This is a genomic window from Spirillospora sp. NPDC029432, assembly GCF_040703975.1.
Lineage (GTDB): Bacteria > Actinomycetota > Actinomycetes > Streptosporangiales > Streptosporangiaceae > Spirillospora.
Map to the genome: position 1 here is coordinate 21637 of NZ_JBEZWH010000026.1, position 21085 is coordinate 42721.

General features: G+C 71.7%; 17 protein-coding genes and 1 pseudogene. 5 read left to right on the forward strand and 13 right to left on the reverse strand.

Annotated elements, in window-relative coordinates:
* The first annotated feature begins 18 nt into the window (after nucleotides 1-18).
* Entirely contained in the window at nucleotides 19-1101 is a 1083-nt protein-coding gene (gene disA, locus AB0881_RS21360) for a DNA integrity scanning diadenylate cyclase DisA (RefSeq protein WP_366619072.1), read from the forward strand.
* Nucleotides 1102-1194: 93 nt separating this feature from the next.
* On the opposite strand, the gene AB0881_RS21365 is transcribed toward disA, so the two are convergent.
* Complete coding sequence (locus AB0881_RS21365; protein WP_366619074.1) at nucleotides 1195-1848, reverse strand: hypothetical protein; 654 nt, start codon at nucleotides 1846-1848, stop codon at nucleotides 1195-1197.
* Between the two features lie 126 nt (nucleotides 1849-1974).
* Here AB0881_RS21365 and AB0881_RS21370 point away from each other — a divergent pair, with 126 nt between their 5' ends.
* Both AB0881_RS21370 and add read left to right on the forward strand, forming a co-directional pair.
* The gene (locus tag AB0881_RS21370) at nucleotides 1975-2847 is read left to right on the forward strand and encodes an A/G-specific adenine glycosylase (RefSeq protein WP_366619076.1); all 873 of its coding nucleotides are present in this window, start codon (nucleotides 1975-1977) and stop codon (nucleotides 2845-2847) included.
* 67 nt (nucleotides 2848-2914) lie between these two features.
* Entirely contained in the window at nucleotides 2915-3898 is a 984-nt protein-coding gene (gene add / locus AB0881_RS21375) for an adenosine deaminase (RefSeq protein WP_366619078.1), read from the forward strand.
* A gap of 92 nt (nucleotides 3899-3990) precedes the next feature.
* Here the strand turns inward: add and AB0881_RS21380 are convergent, their stop codons facing one another.
* The 5 genes from AB0881_RS21380 to AB0881_RS21400 all read right to left on the reverse strand — a co-directional run bounded on the left by AB0881_RS21380 (nucleotide 3991) and on the right by AB0881_RS21400 (nucleotide 9968).
* On the reverse strand, nucleotides 3991-6504 hold the full coding sequence (locus AB0881_RS21380) for an ATP-dependent Clp protease ATP-binding subunit (protein WP_366619079.1): 2514 nt from the start codon (nucleotides 6502-6504) through the stop codon (nucleotides 3991-3993).
* Nucleotides 6505-6884: 380 nt separating this feature from the next.
* Entirely contained in the window at nucleotides 6885-7208 is a 324-nt protein-coding gene (locus tag AB0881_RS21385; RefSeq protein WP_197009256.1) for an Lsr2 family protein, read from the reverse strand.
* 687 nt (nucleotides 7209-7895) lie between these two features.
* On the reverse strand, nucleotides 7896-8396 hold the full coding sequence (locus AB0881_RS21390; protein WP_366619207.1) for an RDD family protein: 501 nt from the start codon (nucleotides 8394-8396) through the stop codon (nucleotides 7896-7898).
* Nucleotides 8397-8633: 237 nt separating this feature from the next.
* Nucleotides 8634-9446 carry an RDD family protein gene (locus AB0881_RS21395; RefSeq protein WP_366619081.1) on the reverse strand — a complete coding sequence of 271 codons (813 nt, stop codon included), beginning with the start codon at nucleotides 9444-9446 and terminating at the stop codon, nucleotides 8634-8636.
* Between the two features lie 3 nt (nucleotides 9447-9449).
* Nucleotides 9450-9968, reverse strand: a complete 519-nt coding sequence (locus AB0881_RS21400; RefSeq protein ID WP_366619083.1) for an amino-acid N-acetyltransferase — start codon at nucleotides 9966-9968, stop codon at nucleotides 9450-9452.
* 301 nt (nucleotides 9969-10269) lie between these two features.
* Between AB0881_RS21400 and AB0881_RS21405 the strand changes: the two genes are divergently transcribed.
* The gene (locus tag AB0881_RS21405) at nucleotides 10270-11283 is read left to right on the forward strand and encodes an NlpC/P60 family protein (RefSeq protein WP_366619085.1); all 1014 of its coding nucleotides are present in this window, start codon (nucleotides 10270-10272) and stop codon (nucleotides 11281-11283) included.
* A gap of 223 nt (nucleotides 11284-11506) precedes the next feature.
* On the opposite strand, the gene AB0881_RS21410 is transcribed toward AB0881_RS21405, so the two are convergent.
* A complete protein-coding gene (locus AB0881_RS21410; RefSeq protein WP_366619087.1) occupies nucleotides 11507-11737 on the reverse strand; it encodes a LuxR family transcriptional regulator in 231 nt (76 codons plus the stop codon).
* A 495-nt stretch (nucleotides 11738-12232) separates the two neighbouring features.
* Between AB0881_RS21410 and AB0881_RS21415 the strand changes: the two genes are divergently transcribed.
* Entirely contained in the window at nucleotides 12233-13339 is a 1107-nt protein-coding gene (locus AB0881_RS21415) for a LacI family DNA-binding transcriptional regulator (RefSeq protein ID WP_366619089.1), read from the forward strand.
* 178 nt (nucleotides 13340-13517) lie between these two features.
* Here AB0881_RS21415 and lysX read toward each other — a convergent pair whose 3' ends face one another.
* From lysX to AB0881_RS21445, 6 genes and pseudogenes are all read right to left on the reverse strand, one after another.
* Nucleotides 13518-15008 carry a bifunctional lysylphosphatidylglycerol synthetase/lysine--tRNA ligase LysX gene (gene lysX / locus AB0881_RS21420; protein ID WP_366619091.1) on the reverse strand — a complete coding sequence of 497 codons (1491 nt, stop codon included), beginning with the start codon at nucleotides 15006-15008 and terminating at the stop codon, nucleotides 13518-13520.
* A gap of 44 nt (nucleotides 15009-15052) precedes the next feature.
* Nucleotides 15053-15835 carry a type III pantothenate kinase gene (locus AB0881_RS21425; protein ID WP_366619093.1) on the reverse strand — a complete coding sequence of 261 codons (783 nt, stop codon included), beginning with the start codon at nucleotides 15833-15835 and terminating at the stop codon, nucleotides 15053-15055.
* A gap of 14 nt (nucleotides 15836-15849) precedes the next feature.
* Nucleotides 15850-18302 (reverse strand): annotated as a pseudogene (locus tag AB0881_RS21430) (L-aspartate oxidase).
* A 73-nt stretch (nucleotides 18303-18375) separates the two neighbouring features.
* Nucleotides 18376-18792 (reverse strand): aspartate 1-decarboxylase, encoded by a 417-nt coding sequence (gene panD, locus AB0881_RS21435; RefSeq protein ID WP_366619095.1) that lies wholly within the window; start codon nucleotides 18790-18792, stop codon nucleotides 18376-18378.
* The gene (gene panC / locus AB0881_RS21440; protein ID WP_366619208.1) at nucleotides 18792-19679 is read right to left on the reverse strand and encodes a pantoate--beta-alanine ligase; all 888 of its coding nucleotides are present in this window, start codon (nucleotides 19677-19679) and stop codon (nucleotides 18792-18794) included. The genes panD and panC overlap by 1 nt, the downstream gene beginning before the upstream one ends.
* 333 nt (nucleotides 19680-20012) lie before the next feature.
* Nucleotides 20013-20939 (reverse strand): DUF2520 domain-containing protein, encoded by a 927-nt coding sequence (locus tag AB0881_RS21445; protein WP_366619097.1) that lies wholly within the window; start codon nucleotides 20937-20939, stop codon nucleotides 20013-20015.
* Between the last annotated feature and the right edge of the window lie 146 nt (nucleotides 20940-21085).

Here is a 21085-nt window from a genome sequence, read left to right on the forward strand (position 1 = left end):
GCGACCTCCGGGGGCCAGGTGCCAGCACACGACAAGGGTCATGACGAACGACGCCGCGCCACGCTCGCCGCGGTCGCCCCGGGCACGGCGATCCGCGACGGGCTGGAACGGATCCTGCGGGGACACACCGGCGGGCTGATCGTGCTCGGCTACGACAAGCTCGTCGAGGAGCTCTGCTCCGGCGGCTTCGAGCTCGACGTGGAGTTCTCCGCCACACGGCTGCGCGAGCTCGCCAAGATGGACGGCGCGATCGTCCTCGACGGCGACCACGCGCGGATCGTCCGGGCCGCCGTCCACCTCGTACCGGACTCCACCATCCCCACCGAGGAGTCGGGCACCCGGCACCGCACCGCCGAGCGGGTCGCCCGCCAGACCGGCTACCCGGTCATCTCGGTGAGCCAGTCGATGCACATCATCGCGCTCTACCTCGACGGCATCCGCTACGTCCTGGAGGACTCGGCGGCCATCCTGTCCAAGGCCAACCAGGCGCTGGCCACGCTCGAACGCTACAAGCTGCGGCTCGACGAGGTCTCCGGCACGCTCTCCGCCCTGGAGATCGAGGACCTGGTGACCGTGCGGGACGTCAGCGCGGTCGTGCAGCGGCTGGAGATGGTCCGCCGGATCGCCGACGAGATCGAGGGGTACGTCGTCGAGCTGGGCACCGACGGCCGGCTGCTGTCGCTCCAGCTGGACGAGCTGGTCTCCGGCGTCGACGTCGACCGGGAGCTGATCGTCCGCGACTACCCGTCGCAGGACGCCCGCGAGCGCGGCTTCGACGCCGTGCTGAACGATCTCGACCTGCTGTCGGCGAACGAGCTGCTCGACCTGTCCACGGTGGCCGAGGTCATGGGCTTCGCCGGGCCGGACGCGCTCGACCTGCCGGTCAGCCCCAAGGGCTACCGGCTGCTCGCCAAGGTCCCCCGGCTGCCCGGGCTCGTGGTCGAGCGGCTGGTGGAGCACTTCGGCGGCCTGCAGAAGCTGCTGGCCGCCAGCATCGACGACCTCCAGGGCGTCGGCGGCGTGGGCGAGTCCCGGGCCCGCAGCGTCCGCGAGGGCCTGTCCCGGCTGGCCGAGTCGTCGATCCTCGAACGCTACGTCTGACGCTCCGTCTGACCGGGGCCTGGTCGCCCGGTTTTCGCCCGGACCGTATTCACCCGCCGGCGCGGTCCGCCGTACCGGGCGGACGGGTAGGTCTCACGCCCGCAGCAGGAAGACCTGCGCAGGGCTCTTGACGTTCGCCGCGTCGATCGTGGCCACGTAGGTGCCGGGCCGGGCGGCCGGGCGGGGCCCCTCGCAGCCCTCGGCGGCGCGCCTGCGGTCCCAGGTGACGACGGTGACGTACGGGACGCCCTTCCGGAGCGTACGGACGCGGGAGCCGGAGCCGCGGGCGCAGGCCGCCGACGACCAGACCTTGTCGCGGCCCGAGGTGACCCGGATCTCCAGCCCGCCCGGCCCGACGTCGAACCGGCACGGCCGCGCCCCCGTGCTCACCGCGATCACCCGGAACCGCGGCTTCCGCCCGGCGCCGTAGGAGGCGCTCACGGTCGTCATCGTCACGGTCACGGCCTCGGGATCGCACCCGCCGCCCCACCCGCGCCTCGCGGACGCGGACCCGGACCCGCGCGGCCGGGACGGCGTCGCCGTCACGGTGACGGTCGGCGCGGCCGCCGGGATCGGCGGTCCCGGCGGCGGGGACGCCGGGCTGCCCGCCACGCCGCCGTGCCCGCCGCCGGCGCCGCACGCCCAGGCCAGCAGGCCGACCGCCGTCAGGATCCCGGCGAGCGCGACCGCGCGCCGCCGCCAGTACCGCTCGGCGTCCAGCTCATTACTCCGGGTACCCGAATCCATACGCTCAGTATGCGATCTTTGACGTCCGTTGCCATGCCGACCCGCCGCGCGGGGCACCCGCGGGGGAAGTCCCTACCACTTCCATGCCTCGCCCTTGCCCCGCCCATGCCAGAATGGCGGCCGACCATGGACTCCCCGTACACCGACCCGATCCTCGACTGGTACGACGCGAACGCCCGGGACCTCCCCTGGCGCGCCCCGGACGCCTCCCCCTGGGGCGTACTGGTCAGCGAGATCATGCTCCAGCAGACGCCCGTCGCCCGCGTCCTGCCCGTCTGGCACGCGTGGCTGGAACGCTGGCCGGAACCCGCCGCGCTCGCCGCCGAGGCGTCCGGAGAGGCCGTACGGGCCTGGGGGCGGCTCGGATACCCGCGGCGCGCCCTGCGGCTCCACGAGAGCGCCAGAGCGATCGTGGAGCGGCACGGCGGGCGCGTCCCCGAGTCCCACGAGGATCTGCTCGCCCTGCCCGGCATCGGCGCGTACACCGCCGCCGCGGTCGCCAGCTTCGCCTACCGGCAGCGGCACGCCGTCCTGGACACGAACGTGCGCCGCGTCCTGGCCCGGCTCTGCACGGGCGAGGAGTACCCGCCGAAGTCCCAGACGCGGGCCGAGGTCAGGCTGGCCGAGTCCCTCCTGCCGCTCGACCCGCCCACGGCCGCGCGCTGGTCGGTCGCGGTCATGGAGCTGGGCGCGCTGGTCTGCACGGCCCGCTCGCCCCGCTGCGCGGACTGCCCGGTCCTCGACCGGTGCGCCTGGCAGGACGCCGGCCGCCCCGCCTACTCGGGCCCGCCCCGGCGCGGCCAGACCTACGCGGGGACCGACCGGCAGTGCCGCGGCCGCCTCCTGGCCGTTCTCCGCGACGCCGCCGGCCCGGTGGAGAAGCCGCTGCTGGACGTGGTCTGGGCGGACGCCGTCCAGCGCGAGCGCGCCCTCGACGCCCTGATCAGCGACGGCCTGGTCGACCCGCTGGACGACGGCCGCTACGCCCTGCCCGCCTGACCCCCGGCCGTCCGGGCGGCGAGAAATCGGGTGGAACGGGCGCGTACGCGGTGGCTAGCGTTGCCCGGTGCGCGATCTGCTCGGCCTGCCCAAGGCCCATCTCCACGTCCATCTGGAAAGCACCGTGCGGTGGCCGACCCTCGCGGAGATCGGGCACGCCAACGGCGTCGAGGTCCCCGAGCATCTGGCGGCCGGCCACGCGTTCGGGGGCTTCGCCGACTTCTTCGTGCAGAACGACCTCGTCCGGGCCTGCCTCCAGAAAGCGGACGACTTCCGCCGCATCGCCTACGAATACTGCGAGGACGAGGCCGCGCAGGGCACCCGCTACGCCGAGGTCTCGTTCACGGCCGCCGGGCACGGCGAACGGCTCGGCGACCTCCGGATGCCGCTGGACGCCGTACTCGAAGGGCTCGCCCGGGGACGCGAGGACTTCGGCATCGACTGCCGGGTGATCCTCGACCACTCCCGTCGGCGCTCCGTGGAACGCGCCCGCCGCACCCTCGACCTGGGCCTGCGGTACGAGGAGGTCGTGGCGATCGGGCTCGCGGGGGACGAGGCGTTCCCCGGCGAACCGTTCACGGAGGTCTTCGCGGCGGCGCGCGAGAGCGGCCTGCACGTCGTCCACCACGCGGGCGAGGCGGAGGGCGCCGCCAGCATCCGCCAGGCCATCACGGACGGCCGCACGGAGCGGCTCGGCCACGGCATCCGCGTCCTGGACGATCCGGACCTGGTCGCCGAGGTGCGGGACCGGCGCATCCCGCTCGAGGTGTGCCCGTCCTCGAACGTCGCCCTCGGCTTCGCCCCTTCCATGGCGGAGCATCCGTTCCAGCGCCTCCGCGAGGAAGGGCTCGCCGTCACGCTGAACACCGACATCCCCTGCATGACCGGGATCCCGCTGGCGGCGGAGTACGCGCTCGTCCGGGACGCGTTCGGCTACGACGACGCCGTGCTCGCCGGGCTGGCGCGGGCCGGGGTGGACGCGTCCTTCGCTCCCCCGGACACGAAGGCGCGGATCCACGCGGAGATCGACGCCTGGCTCGCCCGCGCCTGACCCCGGACATGGGAAGGGCCCGTACCGCAGTGGTACGGGCCCTTCTCACAGGCGCTCAGCCGCGCAGGCGGGTCAGTCCTTGTCGGTCCTTGTCAGTCCTTGTTGAAGTTGACCGCGCCCTCGATCGGCGGCGGGCTGTCCGGCACGGTGGACGGCTTCGGCACGCCCTTGAAGGTGAACTTGGCGTCCTCGCCCGAGCCCTGGGTGCCGACGATGACGATCTGTCCGGACTTGACCTCGTTGTAGAGGATCTTCTCCGACAGCTGGTCCTCGATCTCGCGCTGGATGGTGCGGCGCAGCGGCCGCGCCCCCAGCACGGGGTCGTAGCCCCGCTCGGCCAGCAGGTCCTTGGCCTCCTGCCGCAGCTCGATCCCCATGTCGCGGTCCTTCAGCCGCTCGTCCACCTTGGCGATCATCAGATCCACGATCTGGATGATCTCCTTCGGCGTCAGCTGGTGGAACACCACCGTGTCGTCGACACGGTTCAGGAACTCCGGCCGGAAGTGCTGCTTGAGCTCCTCGTTGACCTTGGACTTCATCCGGTCGTACGAGCCCTGCTCGTCGTTGGCGCGGGTGAAGCCCAGCGACTGGCCCTTGGAGATGTCCCGGGTGCCGAGGTTGGTGGTCATGATGATGACCGTGTTCTTGAAGTCCACGACCCGGCCCTGGGCGTCGGTCAGGCGACCGTCCTCCAGGATCTGGAGCAGCGAGTTGAAGATGTCCGGGTGGGCCTTCTCGATCTCGTCGAAGAGGACCACGGAGAACGGCTTGCGGCGGACCTTCTCGGTGAGCTGGCCGCCCTCCTCGTACCCGACGTAGCCGGGCGGGGAGCCGAACAGCCGCGAGACGGTGTGCTTCTCCATGAACTCGGACATGTCCAGCTGGATCAGTGCGTCCTCGTCCCCGAACAGGAACTCCGCGAGGGTCTTCGACAGCTCGGTCTTACCGACACCCGACGGGCCGGCGAAGATGAACGAGCCGCCGGGACGCTTCGGGTCCTTCAGGCCGGCGCGGGTACGCCGGATCGACTGGGACAGCGCCTTGATGGCGTCCTCCTGGCCGATGACGCGCTTGTGGAGCTCGTCCTCCATGCGGAGCAGGCGGGCGCTCTCCTCTTCGGTGAGCTTGAAGACCGGGATGCCGGTGGCGGTGGCCAGGACCTCGGCGATGAGCTCCTCGTCCACCTCGGCCACGACGTCCATGTCGCCGGCCTTCCACTCCTTCTCCCGCTGCGCCTTCTGGCCCAGGAGCTGCTTCTCGGAGTCGCGGAGGGCCGCGGCCTTCTCGAAGTCCTGCGCGTCGATCGCCGATTCCTTCTCGCGGCGGACGTCGGCGATCTTCTCGTCGTACTCGCGCAGGTCCGGCGGTGCGGTCATCCGGCGGATCCGCATCCGCGACCCGGCCTCGTCGATCAGGTCGATCGCCTTGTCGGGCAGGAACCGGTCGCTGATGTAGCGGTCGGCCAGCTGCGCCGCCGCCACCAGTGCCGCGTCCGTGATCGACACCCGGTGGTGCGCCTCGTAGCGGTCCCGCAGGCCCTTGAGGATCTCGATCGTGTGGCTCAGCGACGGCTCGGCCACCTGGATCGGCTGGAAGCGCCGCTCCAGCGCCGCGTCCTTCTCCAGGTGCTTGCGGTACTCGTCCAGCGTCGTCGCGCCGATCGTCTGCAGCTCGCCGCGGGCCAGCATCGGCTTGAGGATGCTGGCGGCGTCGATCGCGCCCTCGGCGGCGCCCGCGCCGACGAGCGTGTGCAGCTCGTCGATGAACAGGATGATGTCGCCGCGGGTGCGGATCTCCTTGAGGACCTTCTTCAGCCGCTCCTCGAAGTCACCGCGGTACCGCGACCCGGCGACCAGGGCGCCGAGGTCGAGGGTGTAGAGCTGCTTGTCCTTGAGGGTCTCGGGCACCTCGCCCTTGACGATCTTCTGGGACAGGCCCTCGACGACGGCGGTCTTGCCGACGCCGGGCTCGCCCACGAGGACCGGGTTGTTCTTGGTACGGCGGGACAGCACCTGCATGACCCGCTCGATCTCCTTGTCCCGGCCGATGACCGGGTCGAGCTTGCCCTCCCGGGCCGCCTGCGTCAGGTTGCGGCCGAACTGGTCGAGCACGAGGGAGGTGGACGGCGTGGACTCGGCCGGCCCGCCCGAGGCGGCCGGCTCCTTGCCCTGGTAGCCGTGCAGCAACTGGATGACCTGCTGGCGGACCCGGTTGAGGTCGGCGCCCAGCTTCACCAGCACCTGCGCCGCCACACCCTCGCCCTCACGGATGAGCCCAAGGAGGATGTGCTCGGTGCCGATGTAGTTGTGGCCCAGCTGCAACGCCTCGCGCAGCGACAGCTCCAGCACCTTCTTGGCACGCGGGGTGAACGGGATGTGTCCCGACGGCGCCTGCTGGCCCTGGCCGATGATCTCCTCGACCTGCTGGCGGACCGCCTCCAGGCTGATCCCCAGGCTCTCCAGCGCCTTGGCGGCAACACCCTCGCCCTCGTGGATCAGGCCAAGGAGGATGTGCTCGGTACCGATGTAGTTGTGGTTGAGCATCCTGGCCTCTTCCTGAGCCAGGACGACAACCCGCCGCGCACGGTCGGTGAACCTTTCGAACATCTCGTCGCTCCTCACAGAGCGGTTGGGCAGAGTCCGGGATGTCCGAACCTGTCCTTCCGCAGGTGCTGGCACCTAAGTCAAACTAGCCCGCCCCGAGGAGGCCGCCCGGTCACTCCCACCAGGAGACGTTCCCCAGCTAAGCGCTGTTCAGTCTCATCCAACTACCGCCCCGGGGCGTCATGTTCCCGCTACGCCGCGAGCGAACGGGCGCCTTTCCGCAGGTGGTTCACGCCTCGTCACATGGACCACACCGGCACCGGGGGATCGCCGATGAGAACCTGTCTACCTCGCTCGGGCCGGTACAACCCACCTTTCGCTACGCCACAAGCGAACGGCCCGTTCTCCCTCAAGGGAGACGGGCCGGTCACGGGCGAGGCGTCTCAGTGGGCGGCCTCGTACTTCTCGATCACATTGGCCGGGATGCGGCCGCGCTCATTGACCTTGATGCCATGGTCCTTGGCCCAGGCACGGATCTCGGCGCTGCGCTCGCGGCTGGAGGCGCCGCGCTGGCGACGGCGACGGGTGGTGGCGCCGGCCTTGCGGGACTTCTCCACGAACGGCTGCAGAGAATCCCGCAGCTTCTTTGCGTTGGCGCTACTGAGGTCGATCTCGTAGGAGGCGCCGTCGATCGAGAACGCTACGGTCTCGTCCGCCTCGCCACCGTCGAGGTCGTCGACGAGAAGCACCTGAACCTTCTGTGCCATGGGGACAGACCTTTCAGCTGGAGCAAACTGCATTCGGTTGACAAAGATATACCGCGATCCTTGCCGATGACAATTCAACACTCGCGCTGAACTAGCTTCCCCCGGGGTAACGCCGCGTAATCAGCACCCCGCGGAATCCGCCGCGCGGGCGATACGCGGCGGCAAGGGGCGATACGCGCCGCCTCAGGACGCGAGCCCGCGCGGGCGGCGGGACGGTGTATCTATTTTGTCCCGCCGCGGGCCCGCGCCCGGATTTCGGGGTGACCGAGGTCACCTCGCGGCCGCTGACCAGGGTGGTCGATCTTGCATTGGACCGGTTTCCCGGCCCCGGGCGGCCGGCCGCGTAATTCGGCCGGTGACCACCTTAACCGGGACGGCATCACCCACCCCGCGGCCATCGATTAACCCTGACGTAACGGCACTAACCATGCCGTCTCGGCTGAATGAACGGCAGGCCGCGCCGCCCGGACGGGCATGGCGATCATCCCCGGCGAGCCCGGTCCGCGCCCGCACCGGCCCGGCGGGGACCGTACATGGATACCGTCCGGAGCGGCGCCGCCGAAATCCGTTGCCGCCGCGCGGTCACGGGCCGGAAGTGCTCCGTAGTCGGGTACGGCGCGGGCGACTCTACTGCATACCGATAACAGCGGATAAGTCCTCAATGTCGTTACACAAGCCCGGAGCCGCTCAGCGCGCCCCGCGCTTCACGACCGCGGTGCCGGCAAGGCGGTCGTGCAACGCCCGGCGCGCGCCGCCCTCGTACATCAGAGCCGCGTTCCCCACCCAGAAGAGACCGGCGATCAGCCCCAGCACGGGCACTGGCCGTACGCCAATAGGAAGCGCATAGAGCGCCGTCCGCAGCAGGGAACGGGCCGTCCCGAGACGATCCCGCCGTCTTAGTCCCGGTTCCGCGCCGGGATCCACTTCTGTTGAGGCCTCTATGTCTTCTGGCGCGGCGCCTATGTCTTCTCGTACGACTTGGATACCGGCGAACCTCTTGCCCAGAGTGCGGCCCCACAGGGCGAGTTGAATCCACTCGTACAAGAGCAGGAACGCCGCCACGGCGGGCGGTGCGGCCACATCGACATCGGTTCGCGGGACCACTTCCCGGACGACCACGACGACGGGCAGCCCCACCACGAGGGTGTCGACGATCCGGGCCAGCAGCCGCTGTCCCGGCTCCGCCAGGACCGTCCCCGCCGGCCCCGGCGGCGCCTCGGCAGGCTCCTGAGCCCGCCCCTGAGCCCGCTTCTCCGGTCCTTCCGGCCCCGGACCCTCCTCCGGCGGCTCCGGCCCGTCCCGTCCCGGCTCCGGCCGCCCGGCGGCCGCATGAGGAAGCCCGGGCCCTCCTTCGGGGTACCCGGGCTCCTCCTCGGGAAGCGGGCCGGACTTCGGTGCCTGATCCGCCGCCGCCATACCGCGCCCTTACTCCTCGTACTCGGTGTACTCGACCCGCTCGTCGATCACCAGCGTGCCCGCGAAGCGGTCGTGCACGGACTGGTGCAGAGGCTGGTCCCAGATCGCCCACAGGTGCGCCATGACGACGCCGATGGCGACCAGGAGCACGCCGTACGCGAAGTACTCCCACACCATCACGGCCAGCACCAGGAAGAAGAAGATGCCGAGCTGGTACGCCACATGGACGATCCCGGCGCGCCATACGGCCTGCGTCGTCGTCACGGCGTCGCCCGCGGGCCGTACCTGGACGACGCCCAGGTGCGTCACGCGCTTGCCGATGGTGCGCCCCCACATGGAGAGCTGCACCGCCTCGTAGATGAACGGCAGCACGGACATGACCGCGAACAGCGTGAAGATGATGGGCCAGTTCCAGACGCCGCCCTCGGTGTCGGTCTTGCTGCCGGCGCTGCCCAGGCCGATCGTCCCGATCGCGACCGGCAGGACGAGCGCGAACCCGAACACCGCGACGAGCGCGTTGTCGATCAGCCGCGCGCCCGCCCGCCGCATGATCGGCGCCAGCGGCAGGCTCGCGGCCTCGGCGACGTCGTCGTACCCGCCGCCGCCGTAGTAGTCGTAGCCCTGGTCGTACTGGCCGGGGGTCTGCTGCTGCCAGTTCTGCTGCTGCGGCGGCGGCGCCTGGTTCTGCCACTGCGGCGCCGGCTGCTGCGGCTGCTGCCACTGCGAGCCCTGGTAGGGAGGCGGCGGCCCGTACGAGCCGGGCCCCTGAGGCTGCCGGCCCGGCGGCGGGTACGACCTGCCGCGGCGGGGGGATCTACTCATCGGTCAGTCCTCCAGGCGAAGCAACATCCGGGTATTGCCCAAGGTATTCGGCTTGACCCTGTCGAGGTCCAGGAACTCTGCCACGCCTTCGTCGTAGGAACGGAGGAGTTCTTCGTACACCTCGGGGGAGACGGGGGTCCCCAGGATCGGGCGGAACCCGTGGCGGGCGAAGAAGTCCACCTCGAAGGTAAGACAGAACACCCTTTCCACGCCCAGTTCGCGCGCCGTGTCCAGCAGCCGGGCCACGATCTTGTGTCCGATCCCGTGCCCCAGCCTGGCGGGGTCGACCGCGACCGAGCGCACCTCGGCCAGGTCCTCCCACATCACGTGCAGGGCGCCGCAGCCGACGATCGCGCCGGTGGCCCGCTCCTCGGCCACCCAGAACTCCTGGACGTCCTCGAAGAGCTTGACGGTCGTCTTCCTGAGCAGGCGGCGCCCCGAACCCGCGTACAGGCCGACGAGCCGGCCGATCTCCTGAACGTCGGCGGTACGGGCACGCCTGATCACGACTTCCACAAACAACCCACGTTATAGGAGGTGACGGCCGGACCTTCGACTCAGCGTTCGCGTGCTGTGCCACAAAGTGACCCAAAACACAGCAATAACGACTGGATACATGCCGACACACTTCGCAAATCCCCGTGTTTCTCCTGTGATTTCCGGGGTTCTGGTTGGCATCGGGTTCCGACTCCGTTAGTGTCCTGCGCTGGCATCGGCCGAGCGGCGTCAGCGACCGCGGCCGGTGCGCGTCCGGTCCCCAGAGTCCGCGGCGGCCCGCTCCCGTTCGGCCGTCCCGGCAGGTGGACGAGGAAAGGAGAACCCGGTGGAGTCACCGCGTCCTGGATCCCTTCCGCGCCGCTCCCGGACGGGCCTCGCCCGCCCGGGCACGGCCCGCGCGGGCGCCCTCGCCGCGGCCGTCGCCGCCTCGCTCGTGACCGTCCCGGCCGTCCTGGCCGTCCCGGCGCACGCCGACCCCGAGCCGTCCACCAAGGAGCTCCAGGCCGAGGCGCACAAGCTGGCCGACCAGCTGGAGCGGCTCACCGAGCAGTACAACGGCCTGCGGGTCAAGCTCCAGCAGTCGCAGCGGGCGGCCAAGGTCGCCACCGACAACGCCAAGCGGCAGGAGGAGTCGCTGCGGGGCGTCCGGGAGAAGGTCGGCAGCCTGGCCGCGACCAGCTACATGCAGGGCGGCACCGACCCGACCGTCTCGTTCCTGGCCGCGCAGGACCCGCAGGCGATGCTCGACCAGGCCGCGACGCTGCGCTACTTCGCCGAGCAGGACGGCACCCGCGCCGCGAGCATGCTGAAGGCCATGCAGGCCGCCCAGCGCGCCCGCAAGTCCGCCGAGGACCGTTCCAAGCAGGTCGAGAAGCTGCGCGGCGACCTGGACAAGCAGCGCGAGAAGGTCACCACGCTCTACGAGAAGGTCCGCGGCAGGCTCGTCAAGAAGGACCCCACGCAGCTCGCCAAGCTCCCCGTCGTCGGCACCGGCAAGGCCGCCCAGGCGCTGCGGCTGGCAATGGGCAAGATCGGCCGCCCCTACGTGTGGGGCGCGGCCGGACCCAACAGCTTCGACTGCTCCGGCCTGATCATGTGGGCGTACGGGAAGGTCGGCATCAGCCTGCCGCACTACACCGGCAGCCAGTGGAACGCCGGAACGCACATCTCGCGCGACCAGATGCAGCCGGGCGACCTGGTGTTCTTCTACAACGACCTGCACCACGTGGGCATGTACGTGGGCGGCGGCAAGATGCTGCACGCGCCGCAGACGGGCGACGTGGTGAAGATCGCCCCGATCGGGGGCCGCCCGTTCGCCGGCGCGGTACGGGTCGCCTGAACGGACCCCGGCCCGGCGCGGGAGCTCGCGGGGGTGTTTCGGCGGGGGGCCTTAGCCCAGGGGGTCAGGGGAACAACGTCCGCGGCGACGCCTCGCAGAACGCGCCTGCCAGGGGACGGCGCCGCCGCAACGGGGGGACGGAGTCCTCGGTTTCGGTTCGGTTCATGTTCCACCCGCTTCCCTCCAGGCGGGCGGAGCGGGACGCTCCCGAAGGAGGCGGCCCCTAGATGAGCTGCCTACGGGCCGCCCACACAACGGCCTCGATAGGGGTGTTGACCTCGAGCCGGTCGCAGATGGTCCGCAGCCGGCGCCGCAAGGTCCGGGCGCTCAACTCCAGCTTGCGTGCCGCCACATCGGCTGTGACACCGCTGGCGATCTGCGCGAGCAGGCGGATCTCCTCCTCGTTCAGTCGCGAATCGTCGGTGACACGACGTGCGAGTGTGGCCTGTTCCACTCCGTCCTCCCTCGTCCGTGGTGATGACCGCGGGGATGCAGCCGTTCGCTACACAGGCACGGGTAGGCCTCGATCTGTACGCGTTGGTTGCCGGGTCCGGGCTCTCCGGACGTTGATCATCGGATCTCGCTTCGAAACGGTCACTTGGCCGGAGGTGGCCGATGGGCCCGTTGCCGGGCGCCACCGGGGAACTCCGGGTGACGATGCACACGTTGGCCAACCGAACGGAAACGCACCCCAGGGTGCGGAGGGCGCGCCCACGAGGACGTGGACGGCGACCCCGCTGGGAAGGAGAGCGCCTTGCCAGAGACGGGTCCCGATCGCCAGCCATCCGCACCCGTCCCCTCTCGACCGATCGCCCGACATCTTCGTTCCGGCCGTTGAACGAAGATCGTGAATCGTTTCAAGCTACGCTTCGGCTCGGAACGCTAGGCGGCCGGATCCGGCCCGTCAAGCGCCGGTTAGGCACTATGTGTACGCGTATACGTGCATGCTGTGACCCGTCACTGGGGGGTTACCGGCGGGAAACTCGATAACCTGCGAAAACAGACCCCGGGGCCGACGAGGAGTGAGTTGCCACAGACCAGCATCCGCGAGGTCGCGAGGCGAGCCGGAGTTTCAGTTGGGACGGTTTCGAATGTCCTAAACCGGCCAGACCTCGTGGCCGAAGCCACCCGTGACCGCGTTCGCGCGGCGATCCAGGAGCTCGGTTTCGTCCGGAACGAGTCGGCTCGCAGGCTCCGCCAGGGCCCCGGGCGGGCGGGCTCGGATCGCCGTTCGGCACCGCCGCGCCCCCGGGCGTTCGGCATCGTCGTGGAGGACCTCACCAACCCGTACGCGACCGACGTCGCCCGCGGCGCCGAGCTGACGCTCAACGAGGCCGGGCACGACGCGCTGTGGCTCAGCAGCGACTGGTCGGCCGACAAGGAGCGGCGCGGGCTCGACCTCCTGGTGGAGCACCAGGCCGCCGGGGCGCTGATCGTCCCGATCGGGCTGGACGCCGTCGGGATCGAGCGGCTGCGCGCGGCCGGCGTGGCCGTGGTGCTGATCGACCATGCCGCGCCCGAGATGTGCTCGGTGCAGGTCGACCATGTCGCCGGCGGCGACATCGCGGCCGCGCACCTGATCGAGCGGGGCCGCGAGCGGCTGGCCTTCGTGACCGGCCGCCCGCAGCCGCTGCCGGTCGTGGAGCGCGGCGAGGGCGCGGCCCGGTCGCTGGCCAAGGCCGGCGGCGGGGAGCTGTACACGCTGACACAGGAGGCGCTGTCGCCGACCGCCGGCCGGGCCGCCGCCGAGCGGCTGCTGGCGCTGTCGCCGGTGCCGGACGGGGTGTTCTGCGCCAACGACCTGCTCGCGATAGGGCTGACGAACGAGCTGCTGCGGCGCGGCGTGCGGGTCCCCGAGGACGTCGCCGTGGTCGGCTACGACGACATCGAGCTGGCCAGCAGCTCCGCCGTGCCGCTGACGACCATCCGGCAGCCGCGGCTGGCGGTCGGCGAGGAGGCCGCCGAGCTGGCGCTGGCCGAGTACGGCGAGGGCGAGTCGCACCTGCACCGGCAGGTGATCCTGACCCCCGAGCTGATCGTCCGCGAGTCCACCTGAAGCGAACCGCGATCCGGGAGTCTTCCCAGCCCCGGATCGCCTGGGCCTCTCCCGCCGCGCGGAAGAGGCCCAGGCGGCCCTCAGACGGCTTTTCCAGAGCGAAACACCCTGACCGGGGCCCCGCTTACTTATCGGGACGATCTCGTCCTACGGGGCCGTTCCGGCCCTCCCGCCGCCGTCACTCCGGCTTGACGAGCGGGAACAGGATCGTCTCGCGGATGTTCTTGCCGGTGAACGCCATGATCATCCGGTCGATCCCGGCGCCCATCCCGCCGGTCGGCGGCATCGCGTACTCCAGCGCCCGCAGGAAGTCCTCGTCCAGCTGCATCGCCTCCGGGTCGCCCCCGGCGGCCAGCAGCGACTGCTCCGTCAGCCGGCGCCGCTGCTCGACCGGGTCGACCAGCTCCGAGTACGCGGTGCCCAGCTCGGTGCCGAACCCGATGAGGTCCCACTTCTCGGTGAGCAGCGGCTCCTCGCGGTGCTGGCGCGTCAGCGGCGAGGTCTCCAGCGGGTAGTCCATCACGAACGTCGGCTGGACCAGCGTGTGCTCGACCAGCTCCTCGAAGATCTCCTGGACGAGCTTGCCCTGGCCCCACTTCGGGTCGTACTGGATCCCGCGCCCGTCGGCGTGCTTGCGCACGTCCTCCAGCGGCGTGTGCGGGGTGACCTCCTCGCCGAGCGCCTCCGAGACCGCCCCGTACAGGGTGATCCGCGGCCACTCGGCCCGCCCCAGGTCGACCTCGCGGCCGTCGTTGACGACCACCGTGGTGCCCAGCGCGGCCACGACCGCCTTCTGGTACATCCGCTGCGTCAGGTCGGCCATGTCGTTGTAGTCGAGGTACGTCCCGTACGCCTCGAGCATCGTGAACTCGGGGTTGTGCGTGGAGTCGGCGCCCTCGTTCCGGAAGTTCCGGTTGATCTCGAAGACCTTCTCGATGCCGCCCACGACCAGCCGCTTGAGGTACAGCTCGATCGCGATCCGCAGGTACAGGTCCATGCCGTACGCGTTGATGTGCGTCTGGAACGGCCGGGCCGCCGCGCCGCCGTGGATCGGCTGCAGCATCGGGGTCTCGACCTCGAGGTACCCCTCCTCGTGCCAGAAGTCGCGGACCGCCCGCACTGTGGCGCTGCGGATCCGCGCCATCTCGCGGGCCTCGTCGTTGACGATCAGGTCCACGTACCGCTGCCGGACCCGGGCCTCCGGGTCGGTCAGCCCCGCGTGCTTCTCCGGCAGCGGCCGCAGGCACTTGGACGTGATCGCGAACGAGTCCGCCATGATCGACAGCTCGCCCCGCCGGGACGTGATGATCTCGCCCTCGACGCCCACGTGGTCGCCGAGGTCCACCTCGCGCTTCCAGAAGTCCAGCTGCTCCTGCCCGACGTTCGCGAGCGAGAGCATGACCTGCAGGTCGCCCGAACCGTCCCGGAGCGTGGCGAAGCACAGCTTGCCGGTGTTGCGGATCAGCATGACGCGACCGGTGACGCCGGCTTTCTCGCCCGTCTCGGTGCCCGGCTCAAGCTCGGGGTATTTCTCCCGCACCTCGGCGATGGTCGCCGTGCGGGGGAAGGTCACCGGGTACGGGTCGATCCCGCTCTCGCGGAGCCGGTCGAGCTTCTCCCGGCGCACCCGCATCTGCTCCGGAAGATCGTCGTAGGTCTCGTCACTCACGCCGTCCAGGCTATCGACCGGCCGCCACCGCTCGCGTCGGTTATTCAGGGGGTGTTCCGCTGGTAGATCAGGCGGAGGCCGACGAGGGTGAGCCAGGGCTCGAAGACGTCGATGCTGCGGGACTCCTCCAGGACCAGCGGGGCCAGGCCGCCGGTGGCGAGGACCTTGACCTCGTCGGGCTCGGCGGACAGCTCCTCCGACATGCGCTCGACGATGCCGTCGACCTGGCCGGCGAAGCCGAAGATGATGCCGGACTGGAGGGCCTCGACGGTGTTCTTGGCGATCACGTTGCGGGGGCGGACCAGCTCGATCTTGTGCAGCTGGGCACCGCGGGACGACAGGGCGTCTATCGAGATCTCGATGCCGGGGGCGATGGCGCCGCCGACGTACTCGCCCTTGGCCGACACCGCGTCGAACGTGGTGGCGGTGCCGAAGTCGACCACGATCGCGGGGCCGCCGTGCAGGTGCACGGCGGCCAGCGCGTTCACGATGCGGTCGGCGCCGACCTCCTTGGGGTTGTCCATCCGGACCGGGACGCCGGTCTTCACGCCGGGCTCGACGATCACCGCCTGGACGTCGCCGTAGTAGCGGCGGCACATCTCCCGCATCTCGTGCAGGACGGACGGGACGGTCGAGCACAGCGCGATGCCGCTGATGTCGGTCTCGGCCAGCAGGGGGCTCTGCTGGACGAGCCCCTGGAGGACCACCGCGATCTCGTCGGCGGTGCGCCGCGGGTCGGTGTTGATCCTCCAGTGCTCGATCACCTCCTCGCCCTCGAACAGGCCGAGGACGGTGTGGGTGTTACCGACGTCGATGGTGAGCAGCATCAGGTCCCCGCTGGTCAGGAGAAGTCAAGGCCGATGTCGAACACGCGCGCCGAATGTGTCAGCGCGCCTACTGCAAGGTAGTCGACGCCGGTCACGGCCGCGTCTCGGGCCCGGTCGAGAGTGAGGCCGCCGCTGGCCTCCAGCTCGGCGCGGCCGGCGACGCGCCGTACCGCCTCGGTCATCTCGGCGTCGGTCATGTTGTCAAGGAGGAGCGCGGTGGCGCCGGCCGCGATCGCCTCGTCCACCTGGTCGAGGGTGTCGCACTCGACCTGGACGTGCAGCACCGGGTAGATCGCGCGGATCGCCCGGTACGCGGCGGTGACCGAGCCGGCCGCGGCGATGTGGTTGTCCTTGATCAGCGCGGCGTCGTGCAGGCCCATCCGGTGGTTGACGCCGCCGCCGAGGCGCACCGCGTACTTCTGCAGCTCGCGCAGGCCGGGGAGGGTCTTGCGGGTGTCGCGGACCCTGGCCTTGGTGCCCGCGATCGCGTCGGCCCAGCGGCGGGTCTCGGTGGCGATCCCGGACAGGTGGGTGACCAGGTTCAGGGCGGTGCGCTCGGCGCGCAGGACGGCCCGGGTGGGGCCGTGGACGGTCAGCAGGACCTGGCCCCTGCTCACCCGGTCGCCGTCGGCGACCTTGGCCGCGTGCTCGACCTCCAGCAGCTCGAACACCACCCCGGCCACCGGGACGCCGGCCACGACGCCGTCCTCGCGGGCGGTGAAGTCGCCGCTCGCGACGTCGCCGGGGCCGAAGATCGGCTCGCTGGTGACGTCCGCCTCCCCGTCCTCGGCCAGCGCGACCCGGACGAGGTTCTCCACAGCCTGTGGATCCAGCCCGGCGTCCCACAGCCTCCCCTCCAGTTCGGGGGTCATGGGGTCTCCTTCCGCACGTAGGTGGTGGTCAGGGCCGTGCCGGACATCCTGGTGACCAGGTGGCCGGCCCAGGCCGCGTCGTCGCGTTCGGGGAAATCCTCCCGCCAGTGGCTGCCGCGGGTCTCCTCGCGGCGGCGCGCGGCGGCCACGATCGCGGTCGCGACCGTGTGCAGGTTGGCGGCCTCCCACGCCTCCGGCCCGGCCGGCCCGGTCCGGGCGGCCAGGGCGGCCAGCTCGCGCTCGGCGGCGGCGAGCCCGGCGGCGTCGCGCAGGACGCCGACGTGCGCCGTCATGATCCGCTGGATCTCGCCGCGCGCGGCCGGGTCGATCAGCGGGCGGGCCGTGACGGGAACGGGGCCGCCCGGCGCGGCCGTATCGGCGGCGAGGGCCTCGGCGATGCGCTCGGCGAAGACCAGGCCCTCCAGGAGGGAGTTGGACGCCAGCCGGTTGGCGCCGTGGACGCCCGTGCACGCGACCTCGCCGCACGCGTACAGGCCGGGCACCGACGTGCGGCCGTACAGGTCGGTGCGGACGCCGCCGCTGGCGTAGTGGGCCGCCGGGACGACCGGGATCGGCTCGGTCACCGGGTCGATGCCGTGGTGGCGGCAGGCGGCCAGGATGGTGGGGAAGCGGCGCTCCCAGCCGCGGGCGCCCAGGTGGCGGGCGTCCAGGAGCATGCGGGGCGCGCCGGTCTCGCGCATCCGGTTCATGATCCCCTTGGCGACCACGTCGCGCGGTGCCAGCTCGGCCAGCTCGTGCCGGCCGAGCATGAACCGCTCGCCCGCGTCGTCGACCAGGTGGGCGCCCTCGCCCCGGACGGCCTCGGAGATCAGCGGCTGCTGCCCGGTCGCGCCCTCCCCCAGCCACAGCACGGTGGGGTGGAACTGGACGAACTCCAGATCGCTCACCTCGGCCCCGGCCCGCAGCGCGAGCGCGACGCCGTCGCCGGTCGACACCTCGGGGTTGGTGGTGGCGGAGTACACCTGCCCGAGGCCGCCGGTGGCCAGGACCACGGCCCGCGCCCGCACCTCGACCTGTTCGCCGGGCCGGCCGCCGCCGAACGCGTGCAGCACGACGCCCGCCGCCCGGCCCGCGGCGTCCTTCAGCAGGTCGAGCGCCAGCGCGTGCTCGCACACCTGGACACCGGAGTCCTTGAGCGCGTCCAGCAGCGAACGGCTGATCTCGGTGCCGGTGGCGTCGCCGCCCGCGTGCGCGATCCGCCGCCGGTGGTGGCCGCCCTCCCGGGTCAGCGCGATGCCGCCCGCCTCGTCCCGGTCGAACTCGGTGCCGTACGCGATCAGCCGCCGGACGGCCGCGGGCCCCTCGGTGACCAGCGTGCGCACGGCGGCCTCGTCGCAGAGCCCGACCCCGGCCGTCAGCGTGTCGGCCAGGTGCTCCTCGGGGGTGTCGTCGGGCGCCAGCGCCGCCGCGATGCCGCCCTGCGCCCAGCGGGTCGAGCCCTCGTCCAGGAAGCCCTTGGTGACGAGCAGCACCCGCCCGTGCCGGCGGTGCCGGAGGGCGACGCTCAGCCCGGCGATGCCGGAGCCGATCACGACGACGTCGGTTTCGAGGGTCCGTACGGGCAGCGGCGTCATGGCGCCCTCCTCAGGAGGTTGATTCTCGTCATTCTGACATTAACCCCTGAGGAGGGCGTCGCGCGGGGTCCGTTCAGCGGTGGGCCAGGTCCCCGCGCAGGTCCGGGGAGCCGGGTACGGGCTCGGCGAGGTCGGCGCCGACCGAGATGATCGAGTTCGACCGGTCGACGTGCACGACCTTCGGCTCGAACGCGCGGGCCTGCTCGTCGGTCATCGCGGCATAGCTGATGATGATCACCAGGTCGCCGGGCTGGACCAGCCGGGCCGCGGCGCCGTTGATGCCGATCACGCCGGAGCCGCGCTCGCCCGCGATCAGGTACGTCTCCAGCCGGGCGCCGTTGTCGATGTCCACCACGTGCACCTGCTCGCCGGGCAGCAGGTCGGCGGCGTCCATCAGGTCCTGGTCGATCGTCAGCGACCCGACGTAGTGCAGGTCGGCCTGGGTCACGGTGGCGCGGTGGATCTTCGACTTGAACATCGTCCGGAACATCAGGACTCCTTGGGCGAGAACCGGAGGGGCAGGTTGTCGATCAGGTGGGTGGCGCCGACCCGGCCCGCGACGGCGAGCACCGCCGGGCCCGAGTGGGCGTCGTCGATCTCGCCGAACGTCGACGGGTCGACCAGGACCAGGTAGTCGAGGGCCAGCGGCGGCTCGGCGGCCGCGGCCCCGTCCAGGACATCGCGGGCGGCCCGGACGACCGCGGCGGGTCCCGCCGGGACGGCGTCCTCCCCCGCCCGCAGCGCCCGGGAGAGGAACAGCGCGGTGACCCGTTCCTCGTCCGACAGGTAGCGGTTGCGGCTGGACAGGGCCAGGCCGTCCGGCTCCCGCACGGTCGGCGCGCCCACCACGTCCACCGGGACGTCCAGGTCCAGCACCATCCGGCGGATCATGGCCAGCTGCTGGGCGTCCTTCTCGCCGAAGACCGCCACGTCCGGCCGGACGAGCTGGAAGAGCTTCATGACGACGGTCAGCATCCCGTCGAAGTGGCCGGGCCGGGCGGCCCCCTCCACCACCTCGCCCATCGGGCCGGACGCGATCGTCACCTGCGGCCGGGACGGGTACATGACCGACCCCGACGGCGCGAACACCAGGTCGGCGCCCTCCGCCGCGCACGCCGCCAGGTCCTCGTCCAGCGTGCGCGGGTAGCGGTCGAAGTCCTCGTCCGGCCCGAACTGCAGCGGGTTGACGAAGATGCTCACCGCGACCATGTCCGCACGCTCCCGCGCGTACCGGATCAGCGACCGGTGCCCCTCGTGCAGCGCGCCCATGGTCGGCACCAGCGCCAGCCGGCCCCGCACGTCCGCCCGCGCCGCCGCGAGCTGCTCCCGCGTCCGCGCGACGACCGGCCCCCCGCCGACCTCCCCGCGCCCGCGCACGGCCCCAGGCACGGCCGTCCCGTGCCGCGGCTCAACCACCTCACTCACAGCGTCTCCGCTCGCCTTCGGGGCGCCTTCAGGCGCCGCCTTCCCTCATCACTCGTCCCTCGCTCCTCAGTCCAGGCCGCGCCGCGCCCCTCCAGCTCGCTCACTGTGTCTCCCGCTCACCTTCGGGGCGCCTTCAGGCGCCGCCTTCCCTCGTCACTCGACCCTCGCTCCTCAGTCCAGGCCGCGCCGCGCCCCTCCAGCTCGCTCACTGTGTCTCCCGCTCGCCTCCGGGACGCCTTCAGGCGCCGCCTTCCCTCGCTCACAGTGCCTTCGCTCCTTGCTCGTTCAGTCGGCCAGGGCTTCGAGGAGGCGTTCGGCGTCCTCGGGCTTGAGGAGGCCGGCCGCGAGGGCGCGGTCGGCCGTCAGGCGGGCCAGGGCCACGTACGCGCCGCGGCCCTCGGGCGAGACGCGCTCCAGTTCGGCGACATGGCCGGCGACCGTGCCGGCGTCGCCGCGGGCGACCGGGCCGGTGAGGCCGTCGATGCCGAGGCGGAGGGCGTTGTCCAGGGAGGCGCCGAGCAGCGGGCCGAGCATCCGGCCCGGCTCGGGGACGCCGGCGCGGCCCAGCAGGTCCATCGACTCCACGACCAGCGTGACCAGGTGGTTCGCGGCGCCGGCCAGGGCGGCGTGGTAGAGCGCGCGGCGGTCCTCGGCGATCCAGGCGGGCTCCCCGCCCATCTCCAGGACGAGCGCCTCGGCGACCGGGCGCAGCGTGTCCGGGGCGGTGACGCCGAACGAGATGCCGGACAGCCGGTTCACGTCGTCGGGACGGCCGGTGAACGTCATCACCGGGTGCAGCGCCAGCGGCAGCCCGCCGGCGCGGGCGATCGGGTCCAGGACGGCGGTGCCGTACCGGCCGCTGGTGTGCGCGACCAGCTTGCCGGTGACCGGCACGTCCGTGGCGACCAGCCCGGCGGCCAGCTCGGGCAGTACGTCGTCGGGGACGGTGAGCAGGACGAGATCGGCGGCCGCCACCACCTCCTGCGGGGTGACGAGCGCGGCGCCGGGCAGCCGCTCCTCGGCGCGGCGCAGCGAACGGTCGGAGACCGCGGCCGCGGCGACCACGCGGTGGCCGGCCTGCGCGAGGGCCGCGCCGAGCGCCGTGCCGACGCGGCCGGCGCCGACCACGCCGACGCTCAGCCGGGCGGGCCGGTCCTCGGGGCGCGCCGGGTTTCCGGGCGCGCCGGAAGAGGCCGTGCGCTGTGGATCCATGAATTCGTTCCAGTCCTCAAGGTGGGTACCGGACGTGCGCGACCCAGCGTACCCGGGCGTGCGGCGGGGCACAGCACCCGCGGGGGGCCTCACGTGCCGGCGATGATTCGACTACCGAACGTTACGTAAGTGTCGGCGCCGGCGCC